Raw genomic sequence first — 24,428 nt, 5'->3', positions numbered from 1 at the left:
CCAGCTAGACCGTCAGCCTTCAAGCTCCTGGATCACAAGCTCGGCAACCTGAATCGCGTTGAGGGCTGCACCCTTGCGGAGATTGTCCCCCACAACGAACATTGCGAGCCCGCGTCCGTCGTCCACTGACTGATCTTGCCGGATACGCCCAACGAAGGACGGATCTTTGCCAGCGGCGGCAAGAGGGGTGGGAACATCAACGAGTTCAACACCCGGCGCCTCGCGAAGTAGGGCCGTCGCCTCTTCGGGGGTCACAGGGGTCTCGAATTCGGCGTTGATGGCCAGCCCGTGGCTGGTGAAAACGGGAACGCGCACGCAGGTGCCAGACACCTTGAGGTCCGGCACACCGAGGATCCGGCGGGATTCGTTGCGGAGCTTCTGTTCCTCGTCGGTTTCATCTGAGCCGTCGTCCACGATCTTGCCGGCAAGCGCCACAACGTCAAAGGCAATCGGTGCCACGTACACGCCCGGATCAGGCAATTCCACGGCCTGCCCGTCGGTAGTCAACGCGGTCAGGTCCTGCTCCACGCCCGCGCGAATCTGGCCATCCAGCTCCTTGACGCCGGCAAGGCCAGATCCAGAAACCGCCTGATAAGAGGAAACGATCAGGCGCGAAAGTCCGTACTTGCGGTGCAACGGCCCAAGCACCGGCATGGCGGCCATTGTGGTGCAGTTCGGGTTGGCGATGATGCCCTTGGGACGGTTCGGGATGTCCTGCGGGTTCACCTCAGACACCACGAGCGGAACGTCAGTATCCTTCCGCCACGCGGAGGAATTATCAACAACTACAGCGCCAGCCGCCGCAAACTTTGGGGCGAACTCGCGCGAAGCGGTAGCTCCAGCGGAGAAAACGGCAACATCAATGCCCGAAAAGTCAGCCGTAGCCACATCTTCCACGGTGATGTCCTCGCCACGGAACGGCAGGACCGTGCCTGCGGACCGGGCGGAGGAGAAGAATCGCACCTTATCAACGGCAACGTTTCGTTCATCCAAAAGGGTGCGCATAACGCGGCCAACTTGGCCGGTGGCGCCAACAACAGCGAGAGTAATACTCATCGTCCGGTACCTCCATAGACGATTGCTTCGGATTCGGAATCGAGTCCAAAGGCGGTGTGTACAGTGCGGACGGATTCTTCGAGTGCGTCCGGCGCAACAACAAGGGAGATGCGGATCTCCGATGTCGAAATCATGTCAATGTTGACCCCAATGTCAGACAGGGCCGTGAACAGCTTGGCAGAGACCCCTGAATGGGAGCGCATGCCAGCACCCACGATCGAAACGATCCCGATTTCGTCGGTCACTTGGATTTCTTTGATCCCAAGTTCGGAGCGCTCAGCCTTCAGGGCGTCAACAACACCTGTCAGCTGAGTGCGCGGCACGGTGAAGGAAATGTTGGATTGTCCGGGCGTGGACAAGGCCGTGTTCTGCACGATCATATCGATGTTGCCATCGGCGCTCGCCACGGTGGCGAAGATCTTCGAGGCAGCCCCAGGTACATCCGGAACGCCAACAACCGAAATCTTGCTCTGAGATCGATCGTGAGCAACGCCGGAGATCACTGGCGCTTCCATTGCTTTTTGCTGGCTGAGGTTATCGCTCACGATCCAAGTGCCTTCCTTGTTGGAGAATGAAGAACGTACGTGAAGGGGGACGTTGAACTTGCGCGCAAATTCGACGGCCCTTAAGTGCAATACTTTAGCGCCATGAGCAGCCAATTCAAGGGTTTCCTCATACGTCATGAGGGCAACTTGTCCAGCTGCAGGGACAATGCGCGGATCGGCGGAGAACACGCCGTCCACATCCGTATAGATTTCGCATACCTCTGCGTGCAGCGCTGCGGCGAATGCTACGGCCGTCGTATCGGAACCGCCGCGTCCAAGCGTTGTCACATCATTTTGCGAGTTCACTCCTTGGAACCCTGCGACAATCGCAACAGCGCCGTCCTTGACGGTGCGAAGAATCCGCTCGGGAACAATTCCGAGAATCGAGGCCTGCCCGTACCGATCGTCGGTGAGCAGTCCAGCCTGCTGGCCGGTGTATGCGTGTGCTTCGATACCCTCGTCGGTCACAGCCATGGCCAGAAGAGCCATGGAGATTCGTTCCCCAGCCGTGAGGAGAATATCCATTTCACGGGACGGCGGTTTGTTCGTTACTTGTTCGGCAAGATCGATGAGATCGTCCGTAGTGTCACCCATAGCAGAAACGACGACGACGACGTCGTTACCCATTCGCTTAGTCTCGGCAATCCGCTTAGCCACGCGCTTAATGCTCGCAGCGTCAGCTACAGATGATCCGCCAAACTTCTGCACAATGAGTGCCATAGGGTGCTCCTTTGATCGACGTAATCATCGTAACCGCCGCACATTCCCACTATTCGGGACGTATCGGCACGTGGACATGAGACAGCGGCCACAATTGAGGCGCGAGCCACACTGAAATCCCCGGAACGTCGCCGTTTTTGGCTATTCAGCTCCGGCTGCAGTATGGACGCGCTGACGGCCTTCGAAGGCGCGCGAGAGTGTGATCTCATCCGCGTACTCAAGATCTCCGCCTACCGGCAGGCCGGAGGCCAATCGAGACACAGAAACTCCGATTGGCACTAGGAGCCTGATGAGGTAGGCCGCTGTTGCCTCGCCTTCGATGTTGGGGTCTGTTGCCAGAATGACTTCCGTGACCTTGCCATCCTGCAAGCGAGTGAGGAGTTCCCGGATACGCAGGTCCTCTGGACCGACTCCCTGAATCGGGTTAATCGACCCGCCCAGCACGTGATAGCGGCCGCGATACTCTCGGGTTCGCTCGATTGCCACGATGTCCTTGGCTTCCTCAACAACGCAGATCACTGCATCGAGGCGGCGGACGTCATTGCAGATGGAGCAGGTTTCTCCTTCTGTGACGTTCCCGCAGATGTTGCAGAAGTGGACGCGCTGCTTCACATGCTGGATCGCGCCCACGAGGGCATCTACCTCAGCCGAATCCTGTTCAAGCAGATGAAAGGCGATGCGCTGCGCGCTCTTGGGGCCAATTCCTGGGAGCCGCCCCAGTTCATCGATGAGCTCTTGGACAGCTCCATCGTAAACTCCCGCCATTATCTACTCTCCATTTCCAGTCTTTTCGTCAATCACTGTTCCCTTGAACGTGTTGAGTACAACCTCAATTCCCACAAGGTTGGACTGCGCAATTGTGGGATCATCGGGCGAAACGCCATCATCATCGGCGTCTTCGTGGGAATCAGCGGAACCAGCATAGCCGCGATCAGTTGCTCCGTATCCCAGCCCACGCCCGCCTTGGCTCGCGAACGGTCCCGGATCGGCTGGGCTGGAGCTGCTGCCACCGTGCATCTCGCGGATCCGGTCAGAGACAGAGCGGTTCGAACTCGGGCCACCAGCGGACTGCGGACGTGGCTTGGACGGCAGCGCGAAGGATGGAGAGGGTGCGCTGGGCGCTTGGGTAGAACTGGGTGCACCAGGAGCCTGGGCAGAGCTGGGCCCGCTCGGCGCTTGGCTGTAGCTAGATCCCCTGGGTGTCTGGGCAGTGCTGGGTGCACTAGGTGTCTGGGCAGTGCTGGTCGCGCTCGATGCGCGACTCCCGGCTGGCAGGCTTCCGCCGGGATCGATATCCTCCGGACGGCGCGGGGTGGGCATTTGCTGGGCATAGAACGGGACATCGCTCGTGTCCGGAGAATGGCCCCGCGCCCCATTGACGTCCGACGTACTGCCTAACGAACCGTTGCCCTCCGAAGCGCTAACGTGCGGACTAGCTTGTCCCGTACGATCCGCCGGTTCCTCAGATCTCGAGGTAGGTGACTGCCCAAGAGGACGTGCCGGCTCCGAGACTTGCATCGCTTCATGGTCCGCCATGGCCGCCGAGCTAGATGCTTCCGGCTCATCTAGCCACGGCTCCGGTTCGGGCTCTGGCGGAAAATAGGGAGTGCCGCCGTCCTCCGGCGCCGGGTCAGTCACCGCAACGGACATGGTCTCTCGTTCAGGCCCTGCTGGCCCATCCGTCTCAGCGGGTGCGGCGTCATATCCGGTATTCGTATCAAGGCTGGGCCCGCGTTGAGACTCGGCAGCGGATACGGGCGTTGACTGAACCTCTTGCGGCTCGGCACTACCGTTGTTTTCCGGCGAATCCAAGAGCAGCGCCAGAACACCAGCTGGATCGGCTGGGCCAGCCTGGCGATGCTCAGCTTCCTTCGCGACAGGCGTCGGCTGCGCAGCTTCCTTCGTGACAGGCGTCGGCTGCGCAGGTTCCTTCGCGACGGGCGTCGGCTGCTCCGCCACTTCTGCGGGTTCGGGCCTCAGCTGTTGAATTTGATGCTCTTGATCGCGCGCTGGTTCGTCAGAGCTTATGGCCGGGACATTGGGTGAGTTCTTCCCGAGATTCGTGGCGGTGTCAGTCAGGGCGCCCGTTGCTAGGACAGTGGGTGAATTACTGGGGCCGGCCGCCGCGACGGCCCGCGCTTTTGGGCCGGCACCATCGCCTCCCGACGCGGCCTCAACTGTGGCATCGATCCCCAGAACATCGTGCAGAGCGGACTGGACGCGCGGGGCGTGCCCGCGGCTATTAAAGGTCGTGGCAAGGCCTTGTGTTTGGAACAGGAGTGTCAGGACGCCGCCTTCGAGGCTCCCAACCTGAGCATTCGTCTGGATGAGAGCAGCGGTGGACTTTGAATGAGCCTGAACTTCCGCAACGATTTCCTTCCATCGCTGGCGGATAATGCTCACATCCCCCGAGTCCTGAGGGATTGCTGGAGCTTCAGCTGGCTGCTCAGGCCGAGGCGTTTCGAGCCCTTCAGGTTGCGCGCTCTGATCATCGACCGGTTGATTGGTCTGAGACCTACTTGCCGCTTCAGATTGTGCGGGTTGAGTTTCAACCGACTGATCGGGCCGAGATGTTTGCGGGCTCTTGGGCCGAGTGTCTGGGACGGTCTCAGGAGTTGCCGCTTGAACCTTTCCCGGTTGCTCGGCAGGCGTAGCTTCTGATTGCTCTGCTCGAGCTCTCGCAGGACTGGCGGATCCGGCCCGATCAGACCTCGCAGCTTGTTCCGTTGCCGGTGCCGCTTCAGGCGCCGCCCACTCCGGGCGAATCTGACGCCCGGGAACACTCGGATTACCGGGGCCAGCCGGAGCCTTCTGTTCACGGGTTGCCGATGCCGGGCGCACCGGGCGCTCAGCGGGCTTGTTCCGTGCCGGGCTAGGCTGGACTGAATCGCCGTGACCGCTAGATGCTGCCTGCGCTGGAGCCTGACCATCAGCACGCTGCGGCGGTAGCAGCAAACGCGCACACAGGAGTTCCAGCTGCAAACGGGGGGACGTGGCGCCAACCATTTGCGAGAGCGCATCGTTCACCAGATCTGCGCTGTAGCTTGACCGGGCCGCACCCAGATGCCCCGCCTGTTGGACCATTCGCTCATACTGATCATCGGGAACCGAGACCAGCACGTCGTGGGCTGACTCTCCCGCCAGAGCAATCACCACGATGTCCCGCAGCCGCTGGAGCAGATCCTCCACGAATCGGCGCGGATCATGCCCGGATTGGACCACGCGATCAATAACTGCGAAAAGCGTGGCGCCATCGCGCGCCGCGAGCGCCTCCACCGCATCATCGAGCAGCGAACCATCAGTAAAGCCAAGAAGGCCAATGGCCGCCTCATAGGCGAGGGAGTCACTTTCCGATCCTCCGATGAGCTGATCCAAAACGGAAAGCGAATCGCGAACAGATCCCCCGCCTGCCCTGACAACCAAAGGTAAAACTCCGGCGCCAACCTGTACGCCTTCTTCGCCGCAGATCTGGCCAAGGTAGCTCTCGAGCTCATCCGGCGGCACCAGCCTAAACGGATAGTGATGGGTACGGGACCTGATGGTGCCGATAACCTTCTCAGGCTCAGTAGTAGCAAAGATGAACTTGATGTGCGGCGGGGGTTCCTCCACCAACTTGAGGAGCGCGTTAAAACCTTGGTTGGAGACCATGTGGGCCTCGTCAATAATGAAGATCTTGTAGCGATCACGTGCAGGAGCAAACGACGCACGCTCGATGAGATCGCGGGCATCATCCACACCACCGTGGCTGGCAGCGTCCATCTCCACGACGTCTAGGGAGCCAGAACCTTCGGCGGCAAGCTCACGGCACGATTCACATTCACCGCAGGGGGTATCGGTTGGAGCCTGCTCACAGTTCAAGCAGCGCGCCAGAATGCGGGCCGAGGTTGTTTTGCCACATCCTCGCGGCCCTGAGAACAGATAAGCATGCGCGGTTTTTCCCGCACGAAGTGCAGCCATCAACGGCTTGGTGACTTGCTCTTGGCCAATCACATCTTGAAACTTCTGGGGCCGGTATCGCCGGTACAGTGCCATACTCACAGGCACAGTCTACGTGTCATCTCCACCATCGCGTTCGGCAATATCCCCGTCTGGGGATAACCCGCACAACTGCCGCTCGCCCTCCGACATCGTCACGCAGTATTGCGTTGGAGATAAAAGGTCACGCTGGTCCTCGCCCATGAAACCTTCACCTAGTATTCATCCACTGGAGAGAAACCACCACATCCCACGTTATGGATTTATTGGAAAGGCCCAATTGGGTCCCCTAGACTCAACAGCCTTGTGTCAACGGGCAACCGAGTTCCCGGAACCCGCGGAGACAAGGCGAGTGCCAAAGTCTCGAAACCCGTGAACACAAGGCTTTCGGCCTGAGCCAACGGACTTGGGCACCAAGAACGACAGGAAGGAAGACTGCCACCAGAACGATTACACCACCGACCAGCACATCGATAACAGATCGATAGGATACTGATGAGATTCAGCAAATTAGCCAAAACGTCCACCGTCCTAGCTGCTTCTGCAGCCCTGATAACCACCCTGAGTGGATTCGCCGCACCAGCTCAAGCGATGCCGCTTGAGCCAGAGCCACCTCTTGCACCGCAAGCACAGGCATCAGATGACCAATTCGATGAACCTGACAAGTCCTTTGCCGTCTATGTTGGCAAGGAACTCACAGAAGACGGCTACACCATGTTGGGCGGCTTCGGGCACGAACCGTCCAGCCATTGGGTAGAGATAGTTCCAGAGCAGGACCATCCCGAGGGCTCAGAAATTACCGTTGGGGCTACTGACGAAGCAGATATGCCGGGCGAACTCTCCACAATCCCGCAGGCTGAACACACTAATCGTTACATCACCTCGAATTACTCTGAATTCACAGGTATGCCGGCACCGCTAACCAACGGCGGGCTCAACGATCAAAACCTCGCCGCACGCGACGTCTGGTCCAACTCCCGCGAAGAACTCGTGGACATGACACCCACCGACCAAACGGGGCCCCAGTACTCCGACCTTTCGCGCATCGCTATGGAGCGCGCGGGATCGTCTCGCGAAGCTGTTGACATCCTCGGAGAACTGATCGACGAATACGGCTACACCACCTACGGCGGTAACTCCCACCTCTTTGCTGATGAGAACGAAGGCTGGGTGTTCATCGAGTTTGCTGGTGGCGAGGGATTGTGGGCCGCAGAGCGCCTTGGCCCAGATGAGATCCGCGTCAACTACCCCGGTTACATTCACGACTTCCCCGTTGATGCCGTGAACGGAGACAACCCTGATTTCGTCGGCTCAGATAACCTTGTATCCTTCGCCGAGGAGCAGGGCTGGTATGACCCCGAAACGGACGATTCGTTCAATCTTCAGGATGTCTATCAGGAACCCTTCCCCACCGACGAGTTTGAGGTTGGAACTGTTGCCAGCCCGGATGACACGGCTCCCTACCGCAACCCTGTCTCCCTCGAAGAGGAATTCGAGCAGCTTGATGACATCAAGCTTGAAGATGTCATGAGAATTGTTCGCGATCCACGGTGGTCTGATGATCGTTCGGGCTACGGCCACGTTGCCCAGCTCAAGGATGATCTTGCCGATAATTCGCTGGCAACACTGTGGGTAGCTCCTACCGCTGCGGTTACTGCGCCCTATACTCCAATCGCTATCGGGACCCAAGATCTGCCGGAGGAATTCTCCCAGCACAGGTACCTGACTGCTGGAGCGTCGGAAAACTACATTGATCCTGAGTACGCCGAGCAAGAGGCCACCGAGTACGCCACCCAAACCTACAAGCAGTTAATGTACGCGACGTGCTCACGCCCTGAGGATTACCTACCGGGCGTCACCGCTGCCTTCGAAGGTTACGACGCTGAGAGTATCGCGCAGTGGGAGAATACGCTGCAGCAAGCTGAAAATGCTCTAGATGACGGGGATGAGAGCACCACAATCCTGACGGCTGCTACCGAGTCCCGTGCGCTGGACGGTTTGCGTTTAGGCAACTATCTCTTGGATGACACCCTGACGCAGTCTCGCGCTGACGGTGGCCTTCATGTACCGGACGTTGAGATCACGGATGGCACCAGCGCCTCTGCCCGTTCCCTCCCGATGGACCTACAGTCTGACGCGGCCTCCCGCGATCGCATGAACTGCGATGTTGGCGGCGGCTGGACTGACGGATCAACGCTCGATCGCGCTGGCACCTACGGGGACCCGGATAACATCCCTGACTACAGCGCCGTCCAGCTGACTGGACGCCCGAACACCGCAAACTCGGGCATCGATTCCACTCCGTGGCTCTTTGGAATCGGCGGACTCGCGATTGGTGCAGCTGCGGCTGGAATCATCGCCTACGTCATGCGCAGGCGCGCATCCTAACCAAGAGTTGGACTCTGCCCGAGGCACGTTCTGTGCCAATCGCTCACAAGGCGGCAATTGCGCGGCAGGGCGTTCGCGCCTAGGCAGGTTGTTCGCACCTAGACAGGGTGTGTTCACACCTAGAGCAGGACGTTCACTCGAGGACGCGTCCACTACTAGTCAGTGGGAGGGACCCGGCATCACAGCCGCGTCCCTCCCACTCTCCTGTCTCACGGAGACATATCGCTCAGGGGGAGTTGAATCCCCCTCACACTCCCCACTTTCTTGCCTCTCAGAGACGTATTACTTTTGCGAGCCGGCCAGCAACGCCTGAACGAAGTAACGCTGGAAGGCGAAGAACACGAACAGCGGGACAAGCATGGACAAGAATGCTCCTGAGGAGAGCACGTCAATGTTCGATCCGAACTGGCGCAGTTGGGTCTGGATAGCCACCGTCAATGGCTGCGAGCCGGAGTTGGTGAAAATCAGAGCCACCAGCATGTCATTCCACGTCCACAGGAACTGGAAAATGGACAGGGAAGCAATGGCTGGCAAGCCCAGCGGCAGCACAATCGTAAAGAAGATTCGCCATTCCCCTGCCCCATCGATTCGCGCCGATTCGAGCAGCTCGCCCGGTATCTGCACAAAGAAGTTGCGCAGGAGGAAAATGGCAAATGGCAACCCGAAGGACACGTGAAAGAGAATCACGCCAACAACACTGCCGGAAATACCGAGGGTCCCAAACATGCGAGCCAACGGAATGAAGGCCACCTGAAGCGGAACGGCAAGCAGGATGATGACAGCGATCAACAGCCAGTCCCGTCCAGGGAACTTCATCCACGCAAACGCGTAGGCCGCGAGCGCACCGAACAAGGCCACGAGAATAGTTGTGGGAACCGCGATCACCACAGTGTTCCAGAACGATCCGGTGATGGTGGGATTGGACAGGAGGTTCTGATAGTTCTCGATCGTGAGCTGGGCTGGCTGAGTGAACACCGTCCACCACCCCGACGAGGCATTATCTCCCGGTGCGCGCAGCGAGGTCAGGAACAATCCTATTGTCGGGACCAGCCAGAAAACCGCCACCGCGATCAGCAGGACGTTGACTACGCCATTGCCGAATCCGCTGGGCCACAGGCTTCTTGGGACGCGCTGGCCGAACCACTGCCGCTGTGCGCCCAGAGTCCTCTTCATTCTGAGAATCGGGCGAATCCAACACTGCTTGCACTTCATTCGTACTCATCGGCTGGACTCCTCCCTGAACCGGCGCACGTTGATGATCATGGATGGTAAGACGAGAATCAGCAGCAAGATCGCGAGCGCCGATCCCAACCCATGATCGTTTCCGCCACCGAATGATGCCGTCCACATCTCCACGGCTATCACGTTGGATGCGGGCTTGGATTGGCCGGGAGCTATTACATACACAAGGTCAAATATCTTGAGCACATTGATGATAAGGGTGACAAGAACTACCACGATGACCGGCGAAAGGAGGGGCGCCGTGATTTTTCGGAACACTTGCCACTCGTTGGCACCGTCCGTTCGCGCAGCCTCTTGTAGGGTTCGATCAATGGCCGATAGGCCGGAGGCAATCATCACCATGGCGAAGCCGGCCCAGATCCACACGTAAGACAAGATGATCACCGCGTTGATGAGCGATGGGCCTAGCCACGATACGCCTTGAAAGCCCTGCTCGAAATTCGTGGGCGGCAACGCGATCCGGTAGTCCCCGCCGGGATCCAACCCCTCGATCACATAGGTTCCATCCGGTCCCGTGGTGGCATTTCCCGCCACATCGCCGTTGGCATCCACCGCGTCTACCCGAATACCGGGTAGACCGCTCTTGCCTTCATCAATCTGCCCCTGCGTCCCGCCGCCTCCGCGAATGACATCAAGGAACACCGTTCCAGAAATCTGCGAGTCATTTGCCCCAGAATGCTGCGCCGCCTGAACGGCATCCTCGGGAAGGTCACCCTGCTTGACCCCGATCAATGGGAAGTCCACAGAGCTACCGGCGCTGAGGGAATCGGTAGAAGCGAGGGCGCCGTCGTCGTCCGAAATATCGAACCCCTCACGAACTCTGGCTCCGGGATAACTCGCTTCGTCACTAAACGCCCCGTGAACGCCGGAAACGACGGCGTTCGCCACCCCGAGGTTCGGATCCTCCTGGAACATCGTGCGGAAAATGACCCCGGCGGCCAACATCGAGATGGCCATCGGCATGAAAATGATGAGGCGGAAGGCCGTTTTCCAGCGCACGCGCTCCATCATCACCGCGAAAATCAGACCAAGGAACGTACACGTAAGCGGGGCCACGATCACCCACATGACGTTATTGCGGATCGCCGTGTAGGTGGAATCGTTCGTGAACATGTGGATGTAGTTCTCGAAACCGATGAAATCGCCGCCCGATGCGTCGTAGAACGAGCGCACGAGCGTGAAAATAATCGGATACACCACGAAGGCACCCAACATAATGAGTGCGGGCGCCACGAACGAGGCGATGAGCAGCCCGTGCTTCCACCGGACGTGCCGAGGAGCGGGCGCGGCCTGCTTGGGAGCGGGAGGAATCTCAGTGGCGGTGGCGGTCACGGATTGTCCTTTCAAACGGATTCGGTGGGCCCAGACAGCGCCGAACCCACCGAATCATGTTGCTTCTTAGGGGCTAGTACGCAGCCTCTGCAGCATCCTCCAGACGCTGCTGGGTTCCCTCAATATCCGTGGGATCCTCGTAGAAGCTAATCATTTCCTGCCAGAACCCTTGGCCTGGAGTACCTCCGAAGGCGCTCGGGGCAAGATCCGACATATCGAAGCGAAGAGTCTCCGCTTCGGTTAGCGATTCGGCGATCTCCCGGGAAACATCATCGGGATACACCGAGGTATCTACTTGCTGGTTGGGCGAAAGGAGCCCACCGTGCGGGATCCAGATCTCAGCGGCCTCAGCCGTTGCCAGATAATCCATGAGGGCCGCCGTTGCTTCATCATCCACCATCGCTACCGCGACGTCACCGCCGGAAACCACCGATGCCGGGGAACCGTTGATGGACGGGAAATCGTAGAACAGCGCGTTTTCCCCAACGGTGGAATTGCCATCCTCAGCGATGTTGCCCGCCACGAAATCGGCTTCGAACACGGTGCCAGCCTGCGGATCAGCGCCGAACACGGCCGTCACGCTATCTGGGAAGGAACGCTGGGCGCCTCCGGACTGGACCACGTCAGAATCCCAGAGCTCTGCCAGCGTCTCGAGCGCCACGGTCACCGATTCGTCCGTCCATGGGATCTCATGGTTTGCCAGCTGATCATACAGATCAGGTCCGGCCGTGCGTAGGTACACGTTCTCGAACCAGTCCGTCAGCGGCCAGCCCACATCCGCGCCAACCGAAATGCCGTCATACCCGGCATCCGAAATGAGTTGGAGCTGATCGAGGAAACCATTCCAATTCGTCGGAACCTCGGCACCCGCTTCATCATAAATATCCGCGTTGTACCAGACGGTGGACTTGTGCGCCGCCTTGAACCACACGCCATACAGCGTGTCATCCGCGGAACCCAGATCCACCCAGCTCTCGTCAAAGTTCTCTTCAACCGTTGCCACCGCATCATCGCTTAGCGGCACCAAATCGCCATCAGCAGCCAGTGACTGCAACAACGCGGGCTGGCCGATCACCGCAACGTTGGGTGGGTTGCCTCCCTCCAGCTGAGTTTGCAAATACGCCGGACCGTTATCTCCGAAGCTCGTGTAATTGACGGTTGCCCCCGTCTGCTCCTCGAATTCGTCCAGCACCAGTTCAAAATTATCTTGTTCGCCACCGGACCACGCCGCCGCGACATTCAATGTTTCGCCGGAAAAATCTCCGTCAATCGTGACCTCGGGCTCTGCTTCATCGCCGCCGCCTTCATCTCCGGACCCACCGCATGCGGCCACAAGCGCCACCGCTGCTCCAGCGGCTACCAGACCGGACAGCCTTGTTCTGCGAGACTTCATCCCATCCCCCAACCTTGTTTAGTTATACGGGCAGCCCGCGCACTCCTGTTTGCGTGAGCCTTCTTACAGACACACTCACAGTATTCCCTCAACTATGGCGTACGCAACACTTTTGGGATTTGTGGGAGGTTGGGTTGGCCGTCCGTGGTACCTCAGTGCTCCCTTCCGTGCCCCCTCAGCGGTACCTCCGTAGCCCCTCAGCAGTTGGGGGTGTTGCGCGCGGCCGGCGCGCACTTGTCTGGCGGTGATCCGGGCGTGTCTGGCGTGGGGCGCGGCCAGCGCGCACGTTCCCACCGCTACTTAATCCTCGTGATCCACGTCCAGCATGGGGTGATCAACCGGCCGTCCAAACTCATCAAGAAGCTGCACCGATCCTTCCGGGTGTTTCCGCAAGTACACGGCGGAGGCGATCATCCCGCCCCAGATAACAAACATGGCCACGCACATCATGGCAATTGCTGCTCCACTCATGAGCGAGCCTCCTTGCGGTCCTTGGCATCCTGCGGTTCGGACTTGGCGTTCTGCGATCCGGAACCTTTCGATACAGAATCCGATTCGCCGCCGTGACGCCCGCCGTTCCCGTGTTCGTGCCTATATTCTTCGGCGGCAACGGCGCGTTCGTCCAGATCGGGCAGGATGTACCCGGCGATAGTGGGATCGGACTTGGCGGGGCCGAAACGGCCTTGATCCACCAGCCGGTCCAAGATGGGCGGCGGTATCTTATCGCCATCGGAATCGAGCGTGTGCGCGTTGGAGCGCGGCCCCCACGGGATAGCCGTGAGAACGAGGGCCATGAGAACCACGAGGACGATCATCCCCCAGCCAAACACGTTAACGAACCAGTCCGGCATGCCGCCGTACCCTTCGGCGAACGTGCGCTGGACTTCGTTGATCAGCGTAAAGCCCAGAATGATCGGAGCTACCCCGCCCACGAACAGCTGCCAGATGCGCCCCACCTTAAAGGAGCTGGATCGGTTCAAGTGATTGCGGAGCGTTGGCAGGGCGCCGAATGCCGCCGTGAGCGTCACGGTAGCCAAAAGGGCCACGCCAACAATGCCGAAGTTGTTGATGAACGCATCGGTGATATCCAACAGGTTCATGCCGGTTGTTGTGGGGAAAAGCAGCAGTGACACCACCGCCATGGGTACACCAACGGCCATGACGGCAGGCACGCGCCCCATCCCGAGCTTGTCCTGAACCGCCGCAACGATCACTTCGATGATGGAGATCATGGAGATGAAGCCCGCGAATACCAACGAACCGAAGAACAACACCCCAATGAGCGCACCCAGTGGCGCCTGATTGATGATCGCGGGGAAGGCGATGAACGCAAGGCCGATACCGCCGCCGGCAACTTCATCGATGGCTTGGCCGGTGGTTCCCGCCATGAAGCCGAGCGCCGCGAATACGCCAATACCCGCAAGGATTTCGAAGCTGGAGTTGGAGAAGCCAACCAGAAGCCCGGGAGCCGTCAGATCCTCGTCCTTCTTGAGGTAGGAGGAATAGGTCAGCATGATGCCAAAGGCCACGGAGAGCGAGAAGAATATCTGCCCGTAGGCCGCCACCCACACGGTGGGATTAGTGAGCGCCCCCCAGTCTGGAGTGAAGAGCGCGTCCAGCCCGGCACTCGCACCCGGGAGTGTGAGGGCAACGATCACCAGCACAACGAACATCACCACGAGTAGCGGCATGAAAACGGCGGATGATCCAGCAATGCCCTTTTGAACGCCGAGCGCCAGCACCACGATCACGCCTACCCACACCAGAAGCAATGGGATGGCAATACCCGGAACGAAGTCCAAGCTGAAGGACGCCTCTTCGGCGGGCACAGATTTGGTAAACGACTCCGCGAAGAATCCCGCCGGATCATCGCCCCATTCCTTGGTGAAGGAGAAGAAGAAGTAGCGTATGGCCCACGCGAGGATGAGCGCGTAGTACACGCCAATCACGAAGCAGATCATCACCTGAATCCACCCGAGCGGTTCGGTGCGCCGATGAAGGCGGCGGAAGGAAAGCGGAGCCGATCCGCGGTAGCGGTGCCCGATCGCATAGTCGAGGAAAAGGAGCGGAATTCCGGCTGTCACTAGCGCGATGATGTACGGCAGGATGAACGAGCCGCCACCGTTCGAATAGGCCACATACGGGAAACGCCAAATGTTGCCAAGCCCAACCGCCGATCCAATCGCCGCAAAAATAAATGCATTGCGTCCGGAAAACGCGCCCCGGTTCGCTTTTCGTGACGGCGAACCACCTGGTGTTGATGGAGTAGTCATACACTTCCCTTCGATCTCTCGGTCCATCCTTGACCCTGCGGCGCCCACCGGCAATGAGTCTCGGCATGAGGACATGGTGGCGAAGCTGGTCAAACGGTGGTGGGACGCCAGATTTAGGTGATTTGATTGCGTGGTTAGCGGGACCAGCGTGGCCGATTTCATTGTTTTTGACGACGACGGCGTGGCAGCGTACGCTCGACCGTAATCTTCATCACAAGGCGCCATGGTGGTGGAGGAGACATTTCGCTAACTATGGCCATTATCTCTTATTCCCTACCAGCTTAATAGGTTTACAGACAGTTCGAATCCTGAAATTATCTATCGAGAACAATCAAGTGTTTGCCAAGATAGCTGCATGGACAGAGTTCCGGGACCATCTGGAACCCGATGAACGATTTGGAGGGAAGTCATGACACACGGTACATCTGTGATTCCACCGCTTCTTGACCACATCGTTGTTGCCACACCAACACTTGAGGCAACGGTGAATGAGTTCGAACGGGCCACAGGCATCCGTCCCGAAAAGGGCGGATCGCACGAAAGCTTGGGAACCCGCAACTACTTGGTCACCTTCGGTGGCGGGCATTACCTCGAGATCGTGGGCGTGGACGAATCACTTCCTCACCCCGATGGCCCCTATCCCTTTGGACTCGATGAGCTGCCGCAGGCGGCCGTCTCTACGTGGGCCATTCACCCAGATGATGCGGACGCCGCCGTTGCGAAGGCCGCGGAAGCGGGAATTGACGTTGGCTCGCTGGACGCACTCTCCCGGCGCACTCCTGATGGCAACCTTCTTGAATGGCGGCTGACTCCCCCATCGGCGGGTGCTCTCCCCTTCATCATTGACTGGCAGGATTCTGTTTCCCCTGCCTATTCCACTGCGGCGAAGGCCGATCTGCATGGTTTCTACCTTTCGGGCGATGACGTCCCTCAGGTCCGAATGCAGCTGGCGGCCATGGGAACCGCCATTGAGATCCAGACCGCCTCTACTGAGGATTGTCCGTCCTGTTCTACCGCGGCACGCCTGTGCCTCGAAGTGAGCGGGCCAGCAGGTATCTGGAGCATCTAAGAAATACCGAGGATTTCCCGCCGCCCACAAGGACCATGCGGGACGTGTTTCAATCCCGCATTCCTCACATCTGGAACGCATTGTGGCCATCGCACCACCAATCCATAGGAGTCATCTTGAACACGATGAAGGCAGTGGTCCTCCGGAACCACGGCACCGTTGAGAATCTAACTGTTGAGGGCGATTACCCCCGCCCGGAGGCCACCACCGGCAAGGTGGTGCTCAAGGTGGGCGCCACCTCGTTGAACTATCACGACATCTTCACGGTGCGGGGCATGCCCGGGATCACCATCCCCATGCCGGTTGTCCCAGGCTTGGACATCGCTGGCGAAATCGTTGAGGTTGGCGAAGGCGTGGAGGATATCCACGTGGGCGATCGCGTTCTCGTAAATCCGCTCGATTCTAAGTTCAACCTCATGGGAGAAGTTCAGGATGGCGGGCTGGCCGAATACGCGCTAGCAGAAGCCGGCCAGATCATCCCCCTCCCCGATACGGTGAGCTTCGCCGAGGCGGCGGCCATGCCGGTTGCCTACGGAACCGCTCACCGCATGGTGGTGGGCAAGAACGCTGTGAAGGCGGGAGACAAGGTGCTGGTGCTCGGTGCATCCGGCGGAGTTGGCACCGCCGCCGTGCTGCTGGCCAAGCAGCTGGGCGCCTACGTTGTGGCCGCCGTTGGCTCCAAGGAAAAGGGTGAACGCCTCCTGTCCATCGGCGCGGACGATTACTTCAATTACCGCGAGATCGGGATCGATAAGTGGACCCGTGAAAACGTTGGTAAGCCCTCGCGTAACTCAACGGACACCGGGTTCGATGTGGTGATCAATAACACGGGCGGCGATACGTGGCATCCCACGCTCAAGTCCACGAAGTTGGGCGGCACGATCTTGGTAGCTGGAGCAACGGCAGGCTTCGCCCCAGCCGAGGATCTGCGCTACATCTGGAGCTTCGAACTCAAGGTGCAGGGATCGAACGGATTCGGCCGCGAGGATATCGAGGCTCTGGTTGATCTGGTGGACCGCCACGATTTCCATCCCGTCATCGATTCGGTGCTCAGCCTTGAGGAGGCACCCGCCGCATTAGAGCGTTTGGAGAACCGCGGCGTCACCGGCAAGGTGATTGTTGCACCGTGGGGTGAGGCTGAATGACCGCACTTCCCTCGTTAGAGGACATACAAGCCGTTCTGGAGGCTGGCGCCTTCAACCGGTGGCTCGGGCTGCGGGTCACTGAATTGACCCGCGATTCGATCACGCTAGAGGCGGATTCTCGGGCCGAGTGGACAAATGCGCAGAGCGCTGACGTGGTTCACGGCGGCATTCTTTCTGCCTTGCTAGATACCGCGGCATGTTTCTCTCTCACGGGAACAATCGGCGGTCCAGCGCCCACCATCGAACTAAGCACCCAATACCTGCGCCCCGCAACCCCAGGCAAGCTCATCGTGACCGGACGGTTGATCAAACCGGGGCGCGGGGTCGCCTTCGCAGAGGCCAAGGTGCATGGGGCGGGGCAGAAGACCGCTGCCATCGCCCGTGGCACGTTCGCGGCATCCGCTGCAACACCGATCGCATTCTCAGCAGGTAACCCGGAGGCTCAAGCTGGTACGTCCGGCACAGCCACCGCTTCCGGCGTGACCGCCACGGCCAGCACTTCTCATCTCGGCACGACAACCCCTAACTCCGGCGCAGCCACTGCTTCCAACCGCCCACTCGCAGTAGGCGTGAGTGATGCTCTCTCCTTTGGCAACATCGGCGCAGCCATTAATTCCGCCAGCCCTGAAAAGCTTGCGATCAGCCTGACCGGCGATCACCCAGAGAGCGTCTCCTACGGTGATTTTCTGGCACGGGTCAACACAGCGCAGGCCAGACTAGAACAACACGGCGTTGGCCTAGGCACAGCCGTTGCCATCATCGGGATCAACTCGATCGATTTCCTCGTGGCGTTCTTCGCGATCATGCGGGCAGGTGGCGTGGCCGTTCCGCTGAGCTACAAGTTCCCCGCCTCTGCGCTGAGCTACGTGCTGAGCAACTCCGGCACCTCTCTCATCCTCGTGGACTCGGATGATCGGCTCAGCCATCAGGGCAGCGGTGTTCTTGACGCCGAAGCGGCAGCCCTGCCAGTTCATCTTCTCTCCGAGGTTGCCGCTTCACCTTCTAGGGACTCCGCTGATTCTCAGGACTCCTTGAAGGACGCGGCTTTGAAAGACGGGGCTAGCCGGGCCACGACTGGCGGCGTCAATCCCGCAGCCGTCTCAGGCTCCGACCGTTCGATGATCCTGTACACCTCAGGCTCCACCGGGGCGCCAAAGGGCGTGGTCCGTTCGCATGCCTCTCACGAATGGATCATGGAGACCGGCGAGCGCTACTCCGATGGTAGGGATCGCGTGCTGCTGGTTGCCGCACCGCTCTACCACATGAATGCGTTGGCAACAGTTCAGGCCGCCCTCCTTCACGGTGATCACGTGGTACTTCAACCCTCATTTGAGGCCGCGGGTTTCCTGCAGGCAGTAGCCGATTACGGCGTCACCCGAATCACCGGCGTTCCACCGATGATGGCTCTGGCGCTTCGCCACCGCGATCCCTCCTTGGATCTGTCCAGTGTGGACGAGGTGTGGCTCGGCTCCGCACCCATGTCCGATGAGCTGATCGAGGAAAGCAAGCGTGTGTTCCCCGATGCCGTCTTTTCTCTCGGATTCGGCACCACCGAATCCGGTCCAGTGGCCTTTGCGCCGCACTCAACCCTTCCGGTTCCGCCTGGTTCGGTGGGCATCGCTCATCCCGCGGTGGGAGTAGAGCTACGCGATCCTGAGGGCAACGTTCTCGTCTCTGAGGGAGCTGCCGACAGTGCGGCGCGCAACTCGCGGGGCACGACGGCTAGCGGCTCGGGCACCACGCCCGGGAACAGCGTCACCGGCGAACTATGCCTAGCTTCCCCCGCCGAAATGCTCGGTTACAAAGACCGCCCCGATGTCCCAAGCCCGATCGATGATCGCGGCTTCTACATGACGGGCGATCTATTCGAACGCGATGAGCAGGGGTTCTACTTCTTCCGCGGGCGCGTTGATGACATGTTTACCTCAGGCGGGGAGAACGTGTACCCCGCCGCCGTGGAAAAGGTGCTGGAGAACCACCCAGCGGTTCAGGAAGCCGCTGTGGTGCCTATTGCGGACAGCCTCAAGGGAGCAAAACCCGTTGCGTTCGTTGTGCCTGTGCCCGGAGAAGACATCACGGAGGCTGAGCTGCGTTCATGGGCATTGGACAATCTGGAGCCATACGCCCACCCGCGCCGCGTGTTCTTCGAAACGAGCTTCCCACTGTCCGGCACCAACAAGGTAGATAAGGCTCTGCTGGCCCGCCGCGCTGAAGAATTGATAGCCGCGCCCGCAGAGGAACTGCGAGCCCGCCCATGATGCTCAACTACAACCGGCGCTCCGTCCGGTTCCTCATACCGCTCGCCACGATCTTCCTGTTGGTGGCGCTGTGGCAGTTGGCATCAATTACGGACATCATTCCCACGAGGTTCGCTCCAGCTCCCACCCAGATCGTGAGCGAACTCGCCCGCCTCGTGGCAGCATCGGAACTGTGGGTTGCCATTGGTTCCACGCTCACCGCGTGGATTCAGGCACTTGCCATTGCGGTTGTGGGAGGTAGTACCGTTGGACTCATCCTTGGATCCTCCCGCTATCTTTCAGCGTTCTTCCGCCCGGCCATCGAGTTCCTCAAGCCCATCCCGTCGATCGCCATGATTCCCTTGGTGATTCTCACGATGGGCTCTGGCAAATCCTCGGAAGTCTTTTTGGCAACCTACGCCGCGATCTTCCAGATGCTCATGTCTGCAATCTCCGCGGTGCGCGATGTGGACCCGGTGGCCCGGGATACAGCAGCTGCGTACTCGATGCCGCTCTGGGCGCGTATCCGCTTCCTCATCATCCCGTCTATGCTTCCCCAGCTCCTAACGGGCATCCGAATCTCCTCCAACACAGCGTTGATCCTGTGCATCACCTCAGAACTTTTGGTTGGCATGAACGGACTGGGCAACCAGCTCGGGCAGGCACGTTCCGTGGGCAACCTTCCCGTCATGTACGCCTATATTCTGGTGATCGGGATTGTCGGATTCGGACTCAACACGTTGCTGATGGCACTACAACGGCGCCTTCTGAGCTGGCACGAATCCTATAGAAATGAGGCACGATGAGAAAATCAACCTCATTCCTTCTGGGCCTGACAGGCGCGATCCTCATCATCGCCATCTGGTGGGTGACATCCAGCAACGCCAAGGAAATCTACTTCCCTCCTCTGCCCGATATCCTGACCTCTGTGTGGGAGTATTGGCTCACAGGTGAGGGCCAAGAGCACCTCTTCTCCAGCCTCTCCAATCTAGCCGTTGGCCTGACGCTGGGGATTCTGGCGGGAATCGTCGTCGGCCTCGTCGTCGGTCAAATAAGACTCGTGCGAACCGGACTTACTCCTCCCCTCGAATTCGTTCGGGCCATCCCAGCCACCGCGCTCATCCCGTTTGCAATGGTGATTTTCGGACTCGGGGACTCGATGAAAATCTTCATTATCGCTCTGGGAACGTTCTTCCCCGTCCTCCTCAACGTGATTGACGGCGCGCGCTCAATCCCACGCGAATCCCACGATACGGCCAAGAGCTTCGGCATCACGGGCGTCACCAAGCAGCTGAACGTTGTGCTGCCCGCCGTGACCCCGCGTGCCGTTGCCGGCATCACCGTGGCGATTCCGCTCTCACTCGTGCTGGTGGTGACCAGTGAGATGACGGGATCTGCGCAAGGCATTGGCTATTTCCTTATCACCGCACAGAATTCGTTCGATCAGACGGGCGTATGGGGAGTCATCATTATTCTGGGACTGCTCGGAATGATTCTCACAAGTATCTTCAGCCTGATTGAACGCAGGCTACTGGCCTGGGACCGAGGCTTGCACGGAAGGGATCAACTATGACGGATGTTCGCCTGAAAGTAGAGGGCCTACACAAAACCTATCCAGCCCGCGGCCGCACGGATTCGGGCACAGAAGTGCTGCGGGACGTGAATCTGGAGGTTCATGATGGCGAGTTTCTCTCCATCGTTGGCCCCTCTGGCGCCGGCAAAACAACGTTGCTTCGCTGCATCTCCGGCCTGCTCGCACCCACGAGTGGGCAGGTGTTGCTGGACGATCAGGAGATCACCGGGCCACCGCGCCAGATCGCGCTAGTATTTCAGGATTACTCCCGATCGCTCTACCCTTGGATGAACGTGGGCAAGAACATCGCGTTGCCGCTGCGTGCACAGGGCTTAGACAAGGAAGAAATCTCCGGGCGCGTGAATTCATGCCTTGCGAGCGTTGGGCTGGAAGGCGCATCGGGCCGCTACCCGTGGCAGCTCTCCGGTGGAATGCAGCAACGCGTGGCCATCGCACGTGCCATCGCCTACCGCCCCGAGGTGATGGTTCTGGACGAACCGTTCGCCTCCGTGGATGCCCAGACCCGCAACGATCTGGAGGATCTGCTCCTCCAAGTGCGCAAGGAGACGGGTTCCACCTTCGTGTTCGTGACCCACGATGTTGACGAGGCCGTGTATCTCTCAGATCGTGTGGCCGTCCTGTCCAAAACCCCCAGCCACATCGAAGAGATTGTGCCTATCGGCCTGCCGGACCAACGCAGCCAGCTGGTCACGCGCGCCCTTCCCGAGTTCTCGGAGCTACGCGCGCACATCTTTGGCACGATCCGCAACCTTGTTGTTCCCAGCAAGACGCCGCCCGAGTATTCAATCTGACATCGCCATCCGCGAGCAAGCCATTCGATCACACCGAATCATCGAGATACCCGACAATCTGAGTTACCCGACCACCCGAGTTACCCGACCCCCGGAGGACACCCCATGAAAAAGAGATCAACAACCATCGCCGCATTGGCGGCCTCCGCGCTGCTTGCTTTGGCGGCGTGCGGCTCCGATGATGAAGGATTGGAAACGGATGCCGATGGGCTCACACAGCTCACCGTTTACCAGATCACCACAACTGATTCCACGCCGCTGTATCTGGGCATTCAAGAAGGATTCTTCGAGGATGAGGGGCTAGACGTTGAGGTAAAGATTGCCGAATCCGGCTCCGCCATCATCCCCTCGGTGGTGAACGGCGAAAGCCCCATCGGCTATGCCAACGTGGTCTCGGACCTCGCAGCTATTGATCAGGGGCTGGACATCAAGTTCGTCAGCACGTGCTGCGGTACGGGTTCTGTACCTGAAAACGATACTTCTCAGGTGTTCGTCCTGCCCGATTCTGACATTGAGGGCCCCGAAGATCTTCCCGGTAAGTCCATCGCCGTGAACTCCACGAAGAATCTGGGGGACGTGACCATCCCCGCTGCCCTCGAGAATCAGGGCATCGATCCCGAAGGCATCGAATACGTTCCCATGAACTACTCGGATATGTCCGGGGCCCTTGAGCGCGGGGATGTTGACGCCATCTGGATGGTGGAGCCGTTCCGTACTGTTGCACTCGATAACGGCTACCGGCCCATTCTGGCCAACTTTGTGGGGGCCTTCCCCGATTCAACGCTCGGCTACTACGTCACGTCCGGTGATTTCGCCGAGCAAAACCCCGAGATAGTCGCGTCATTCCAGAAGGCGATGGACAAGTCCAACGAATACGCCACAGAGAACACGGATAAGCTCCGCGAGCTGGCCGTATCCGAAGTTGGCTTGGATCAGGACGTTGCCGATCGCATCAACTTCGGCGTATACCTGCCGGGCTTGGACACCGAATCCATCGAGCTTTACGGCAAGGCCGCTCTGGATCAGGGGATCATTTCCGAAGAGCCAGATTATGATTCCTTGGTGATTCAGCCCGCTGACTAGGGTTCGCGGAGGGCTTCGCGCGCTCCGCCCCCTCCGCCCCTGTTCAACCTGCCGTTGGACTACTTATGTGCTCTTTGGACCGGTTATACCCTGTCCATAGGCGCCATAACCGGTCCAATGGTGGGAAAGCAGCGGTGGGGACTACGCCCTCTACCGGTTGGGCCTGACGGTGAGCTGCGTGATCACCACATCATCTGGGGACTCAAGCACCGCTTGGATGGTCCACGCCACCGAATCCGCGGACATCGCGGTTGACGGATCGAACTCGCGCGATTCCTTGGCGGCCATATCCCGCTGCATATCGGTATCGATCCGGCCGGGGGTCACGGTGCTCACCCGGAGCTGGTGCTCCTCCTCGCGCAACACCTCAGAAGCCTTCTCTAGGGCAGCCTTACTGGTGGAATATGGCAGCCAGCCCGGGAAGGTCAGCTGCGCCGCGGTGGAGCCCACATAAACCACCGTGCCGCGGGACTCTCGCAGATACGGTAAGAGGCTCTGCGTCAGCAGGATCGGCGACAACACATTCGTGGCGTACACCTGCTCGAGGAACGTGGCCTCAAGGTGTTCGAGGGCCGCGGATCCTTCAATTCCCGCGCAGCTCACGAAAGCGTCAACGTGCGCGTCCCACTCGCGTAAGGCGCTGGTGACGTTGGCCGCGGCCTCGGCGGGATTCGAAAGATCACCGATCACCGTACGGGCGCGCGGGTACCTTTCTTGTAGCTCGCTAGCTCGTGCTTCGGTTCGCGCCAACAGGATCAAGTCCCACGAGCCGGCCAAGCGATCAGCTAATGCGGCGCCCACGCCGCGGGTTGCTCCAGTCAAAAATAGAGTTGTCATGCTTCGAGTATCCCCGTTTGTTGCTTAGGGTGCACGTTGGTGCTGGCGCGGGCGTTCCCCGTGGCATCTGCGGCGGGCGGAACCCAGACGAACACTTCACCTGAGCGATCCAGTTGCGGCAAAGGGGCACTAAGGTGGATCGAGAACAGTTGATTCCTACGGAAGAAGGCAGTATGTCCGAAAATGCAACGCCGGCCAGCGGCCACCAAGAAACTCCCGCCGAACCGGAGGATGCCCTGCTGGAGGCCTTTTGGACACGGGCAAAGAACGTTGCCAAGATCAACCCGCTTGAAGTAATTGTTGGGACGGACAGTACTTCTGCGCTGCGCCCGTCCGCCTTTTCGATGGGCGATTCACCTGAGCAAGCCGATCATCTGTGTCAGCTGGTGGTTGATGGGGTCAAGCGCGCAACCTCCTCGTGGCTGGCCTCCTACAGGGCCGAGGACGCTCCCCTACCCGAGGTAGGCGAACTGTCCATCATCTGCGACGGCGCCGGTGCGCCGCATGCCCTCACCCGCACAACCAAGGTCGCGACTGTGGCATTTCAGGAAGCTGGCCCAGAGATCGCGGAAGCCGAGGGAGAAGGCACGTTCGAGGAGTGGAAGAGCGAACACGAGGCCTTCTTCCGGCGAGAATGCCAGCAGGTGGGCATCGAATTCGAACCGGATGGCGAAGTGCTCACCGAATACTTCGAGGTTCTCTACAAGTACTAACCGGCCGATGCCAGAGGCCGTAGGTGCGAGTTAAG

The 24,428-nt window shown here is 59.5% G+C and carries 19 protein-coding genes; 9 read left to right on the top strand and 10 right to left on the bottom strand.

Features of this window, described 5'->3' with window-relative positions:
• Nucleotides 1-12: 12 nt before the first annotated feature.
• From ACTHV6_RS06245 to ACTHV6_RS06230, 4 genes are all read right to left on the bottom strand, one after another.
• Nucleotides 13-1,056: an aspartate-semialdehyde dehydrogenase gene (locus ACTHV6_RS06245; protein ID WP_441386423.1), complete on the bottom strand. Its 1,044-nt coding sequence runs from the start codon at nucleotides 1,054-1,056 to the stop codon at nucleotides 13-15.
• Nucleotides 1,053-2,321, bottom strand: coding sequence for an aspartate kinase (locus ACTHV6_RS06240; RefSeq protein ID WP_441386422.1), 1,269 nt, complete (start codon nucleotides 2,319-2,321; stop codon nucleotides 1,053-1,055). Before ACTHV6_RS06240 ends, ACTHV6_RS06245 begins: the two co-directional genes overlap by 4 nt.
• A gap of 141 nt (nucleotides 2,322-2,462) precedes the next feature.
• Nucleotides 2,463-3,086 (bottom strand): recombination mediator RecR, encoded by a 624-nt coding sequence (gene recR, locus ACTHV6_RS06235; protein ID WP_441386421.1) that lies wholly within the window; start codon nucleotides 3,084-3,086, stop codon nucleotides 2,463-2,465.
• A 3-nt stretch (nucleotides 3,087-3,089) separates the two neighbouring features.
• Complete coding sequence (locus tag ACTHV6_RS06230) at nucleotides 3,090-6,353, bottom strand: DNA polymerase III subunit gamma and tau (RefSeq protein WP_441386458.1); 3,264 nt, start codon at nucleotides 6,351-6,353, stop codon at nucleotides 3,090-3,092.
• 438 nt (nucleotides 6,354-6,791) lie between these two features.
• On the opposite strand from ACTHV6_RS06230, the gene ACTHV6_RS06225 reads away from it, so the two are divergent.
• Nucleotides 6,792-8,684, top strand: a complete 1,893-nt coding sequence (locus tag ACTHV6_RS06225) for a C69 family dipeptidase (RefSeq protein ID WP_441386420.1) — start codon at nucleotides 6,792-6,794, stop codon at nucleotides 8,682-8,684.
• 282 nt (nucleotides 8,685-8,966) lie between these two features.
• Here ACTHV6_RS06225 and ACTHV6_RS06220 read toward each other — a convergent pair whose 3' ends face one another.
• The 5 genes from ACTHV6_RS06220 to ACTHV6_RS06200 all read right to left on the bottom strand — a co-directional run bounded on the left by ACTHV6_RS06220 (nucleotide 8,967) and on the right by ACTHV6_RS06200 (nucleotide 14,924).
• Entirely contained in the window at nucleotides 8,967-9,857 is an 891-nt protein-coding gene (locus tag ACTHV6_RS06220) for a carbohydrate ABC transporter permease (protein WP_441386419.1), read from the bottom strand.
• Between the two features lie 45 nt (nucleotides 9,858-9,902).
• Nucleotides 9,903-11,258 carry an ABC transporter permease subunit gene (locus tag ACTHV6_RS06215; protein WP_441386418.1) on the bottom strand — a complete coding sequence of 452 codons (1,356 nt, stop codon included), beginning with the start codon at nucleotides 11,256-11,258 and terminating at the stop codon, nucleotides 9,903-9,905.
• A 73-nt stretch (nucleotides 11,259-11,331) separates the two neighbouring features.
• Nucleotides 11,332-12,651, bottom strand: coding sequence for an ABC transporter substrate-binding protein (locus tag ACTHV6_RS06210; RefSeq protein ID WP_441386417.1), 1,320 nt, complete (start codon nucleotides 12,649-12,651; stop codon nucleotides 11,332-11,334).
• A gap of 300 nt (nucleotides 12,652-12,951) precedes the next feature.
• On the bottom strand, nucleotides 12,952-13,122 hold the full coding sequence (locus tag ACTHV6_RS06205; RefSeq protein WP_441386416.1) for a methionine/alanine import family NSS transporter small subunit: 171 nt from the start codon (nucleotides 13,120-13,122) through the stop codon (nucleotides 12,952-12,954).
• Nucleotides 13,119-14,924: a sodium-dependent transporter gene (locus tag ACTHV6_RS06200; RefSeq protein WP_441386415.1), complete on the bottom strand. Its 1,806-nt coding sequence runs from the start codon at nucleotides 14,922-14,924 to the stop codon at nucleotides 13,119-13,121. The genes ACTHV6_RS06205 and ACTHV6_RS06200 overlap by 4 nt, the downstream gene beginning before the upstream one ends.
• 409 nt (nucleotides 14,925-15,333) lie before the next feature.
• Here ACTHV6_RS06200 and ACTHV6_RS06195 point away from each other — a divergent pair, with 409 nt between their 5' ends.
• The 7 genes from ACTHV6_RS06195 to ACTHV6_RS06165 all read left to right on the top strand — a co-directional run bounded on the left by ACTHV6_RS06195 (nucleotide 15,334) and on the right by ACTHV6_RS06165 (nucleotide 22,843).
• A complete protein-coding gene (locus ACTHV6_RS06195) occupies nucleotides 15,334-15,993 on the top strand; it encodes a VOC family protein (protein ID WP_441386414.1) in 660 nt (219 codons plus the stop codon).
• A 125-nt stretch (nucleotides 15,994-16,118) separates the two neighbouring features.
• Entirely contained in the window at nucleotides 16,119-17,138 is a 1,020-nt protein-coding gene (locus ACTHV6_RS06190; RefSeq protein ID WP_441386457.1) for a zinc-binding dehydrogenase, read from the top strand.
• The gene (locus ACTHV6_RS06185) at nucleotides 17,135-19,396 is read left to right on the top strand and encodes an AMP-binding protein (protein ID WP_441386413.1); all 2,262 of its coding nucleotides are present in this window, start codon (nucleotides 17,135-17,137) and stop codon (nucleotides 19,394-19,396) included. Before ACTHV6_RS06190 ends, ACTHV6_RS06185 begins: the two co-directional genes overlap by 4 nt.
• On the top strand, nucleotides 19,393-20,181 hold the full coding sequence (locus ACTHV6_RS06180; protein ID WP_441386412.1) for an ABC transporter permease: 789 nt from the start codon (nucleotides 19,393-19,395) through the stop codon (nucleotides 20,179-20,181). The genes ACTHV6_RS06185 and ACTHV6_RS06180 overlap by 4 nt, the downstream gene beginning before the upstream one ends.
• Nucleotides 20,178-20,948 (top strand): ABC transporter permease, encoded by a 771-nt coding sequence (locus ACTHV6_RS06175; protein ID WP_441386411.1) that lies wholly within the window; start codon nucleotides 20,178-20,180, stop codon nucleotides 20,946-20,948. The genes ACTHV6_RS06180 and ACTHV6_RS06175 overlap by 4 nt, the downstream gene beginning before the upstream one ends.
• Nucleotides 20,945-21,760 carry an ABC transporter ATP-binding protein gene (locus ACTHV6_RS06170; RefSeq protein WP_441386410.1) on the top strand — a complete coding sequence of 272 codons (816 nt, stop codon included), beginning with the start codon at nucleotides 20,945-20,947 and terminating at the stop codon, nucleotides 21,758-21,760. Before ACTHV6_RS06175 ends, ACTHV6_RS06170 begins: the two co-directional genes overlap by 4 nt.
• A gap of 105 nt (nucleotides 21,761-21,865) precedes the next feature.
• On the top strand, nucleotides 21,866-22,843 hold the full coding sequence (locus ACTHV6_RS06165) for an ABC transporter substrate-binding protein (RefSeq protein ID WP_441386409.1): 978 nt from the start codon (nucleotides 21,866-21,868) through the stop codon (nucleotides 22,841-22,843).
• A gap of 150 nt (nucleotides 22,844-22,993) precedes the next feature.
• On the opposite strand, the gene ACTHV6_RS06160 is transcribed toward ACTHV6_RS06165, so the two are convergent.
• Nucleotides 22,994-23,680 carry an SDR family NAD(P)-dependent oxidoreductase gene (locus tag ACTHV6_RS06160; protein WP_441386408.1) on the bottom strand — a complete coding sequence of 229 codons (687 nt, stop codon included), beginning with the start codon at nucleotides 23,678-23,680 and terminating at the stop codon, nucleotides 22,994-22,996.
• A 173-nt stretch (nucleotides 23,681-23,853) separates the two neighbouring features.
• Between ACTHV6_RS06160 and ACTHV6_RS06155 the strand changes: the two genes are divergently transcribed.
• Entirely contained in the window at nucleotides 23,854-24,393 is a 540-nt protein-coding gene (locus tag ACTHV6_RS06155; protein WP_441386407.1) for an ASCH domain-containing protein, read from the top strand.
• The last annotated feature ends 35 nt before the right edge of the window (nucleotides 24,394-24,428 follow it).

It is taken from the genome of Ancrocorticia sp., assembly GCF_052089425.1.
GTDB lineage: Bacteria > Actinomycetota > Actinomycetes > Actinomycetales > Actinomycetaceae > Ancrocorticia.
This window is presented reverse-complemented; position numbering and strand designations above follow the sequence as displayed.

Bases quoted from the DNA above. Each gene is read 5' to 3' on its own strand.
- ACTHV6_RS06195 (WP_441386414.1), top strand. From the start codon at position 15,334: ATGACACACGGTACATCTGTGATTCCACCGCTTCTTGACCACATCGTT.
- ACTHV6_RS06220 (WP_441386419.1), bottom strand. From the start codon at position 9,857: ATGAAGAGGACTCTGGGCGCACAGCGGCAGTGGTTCGGCCAGCGCGTC.
- recR (WP_441386421.1), bottom strand. From the start codon at position 3,086: ATGGCGGGAGTTTACGATGGAGCTGTCCAAGAGCTCATCGATGAACTG.
- ACTHV6_RS06205 (WP_441386416.1), bottom strand. From the start codon at position 13,122: ATGAGTGGAGCAGCAATTGCCATGATGTGCGTGGCCATGTTTGTTATC.
- ACTHV6_RS06230 (WP_441386458.1), bottom strand. From the start codon at position 6,353: ATGGCACTGTACCGGCGATACCGGCCCCAGAAGTTTCAAGATGTGATT.
- ACTHV6_RS06170 (WP_441386410.1), top strand. From the start codon at position 20,945: ATGACGGATGTTCGCCTGAAAGTAGAGGGCCTACACAAAACCTATCCA.
- ACTHV6_RS06175 (WP_441386411.1), top strand. From the start codon at position 20,178: ATGAGAAAATCAACCTCATTCCTTCTGGGCCTGACAGGCGCGATCCTC.
- ACTHV6_RS06185 (WP_441386413.1), top strand. From the start codon at position 17,135: ATGACCGCACTTCCCTCGTTAGAGGACATACAAGCCGTTCTGGAGGCT.
- ACTHV6_RS06240 (WP_441386422.1), bottom strand. From the start codon at position 2,321: ATGGCACTCATTGTGCAGAAGTTTGGCGGATCATCTGTAGCTGACGCT.
- ACTHV6_RS06190 (WP_441386457.1), top strand. From the start codon at position 16,119: ATGAAGGCAGTGGTCCTCCGGAACCACGGCACCGTTGAGAATCTAACT.
- ACTHV6_RS06225 (WP_441386420.1), top strand. From the start codon at position 6,792: ATGAGATTCAGCAAATTAGCCAAAACGTCCACCGTCCTAGCTGCTTCT.
- ACTHV6_RS06180 (WP_441386412.1), top strand. From the start codon at position 19,393: ATGATGCTCAACTACAACCGGCGCTCCGTCCGGTTCCTCATACCGCTC.
- ACTHV6_RS06200 (WP_441386415.1), bottom strand. From the start codon at position 14,924: ATGACTACTCCATCAACACCAGGTGGTTCGCCGTCACGAAAAGCGAAC.
- ACTHV6_RS06245 (WP_441386423.1), bottom strand. From the start codon at position 1,056: ATGAGTATTACTCTCGCTGTTGTTGGCGCCACCGGCCAAGTTGGCCGC.
- ACTHV6_RS06210 (WP_441386417.1), bottom strand. From the start codon at position 12,651: ATGAAGTCTCGCAGAACAAGGCTGTCCGGTCTGGTAGCCGCTGGAGCA.
- ACTHV6_RS06165 (WP_441386409.1), top strand. From the start codon at position 21,866: ATGAAAAAGAGATCAACAACCATCGCCGCATTGGCGGCCTCCGCGCTG.
- ACTHV6_RS06155 (WP_441386407.1), top strand. From the start codon at position 23,854: ATGTCCGAAAATGCAACGCCGGCCAGCGGCCACCAAGAAACTCCCGCC.
- ACTHV6_RS06160 (WP_441386408.1), bottom strand. From the start codon at position 23,680: ATGACAACTCTATTTTTGACTGGAGCAACCCGCGGCGTGGGCGCCGCA.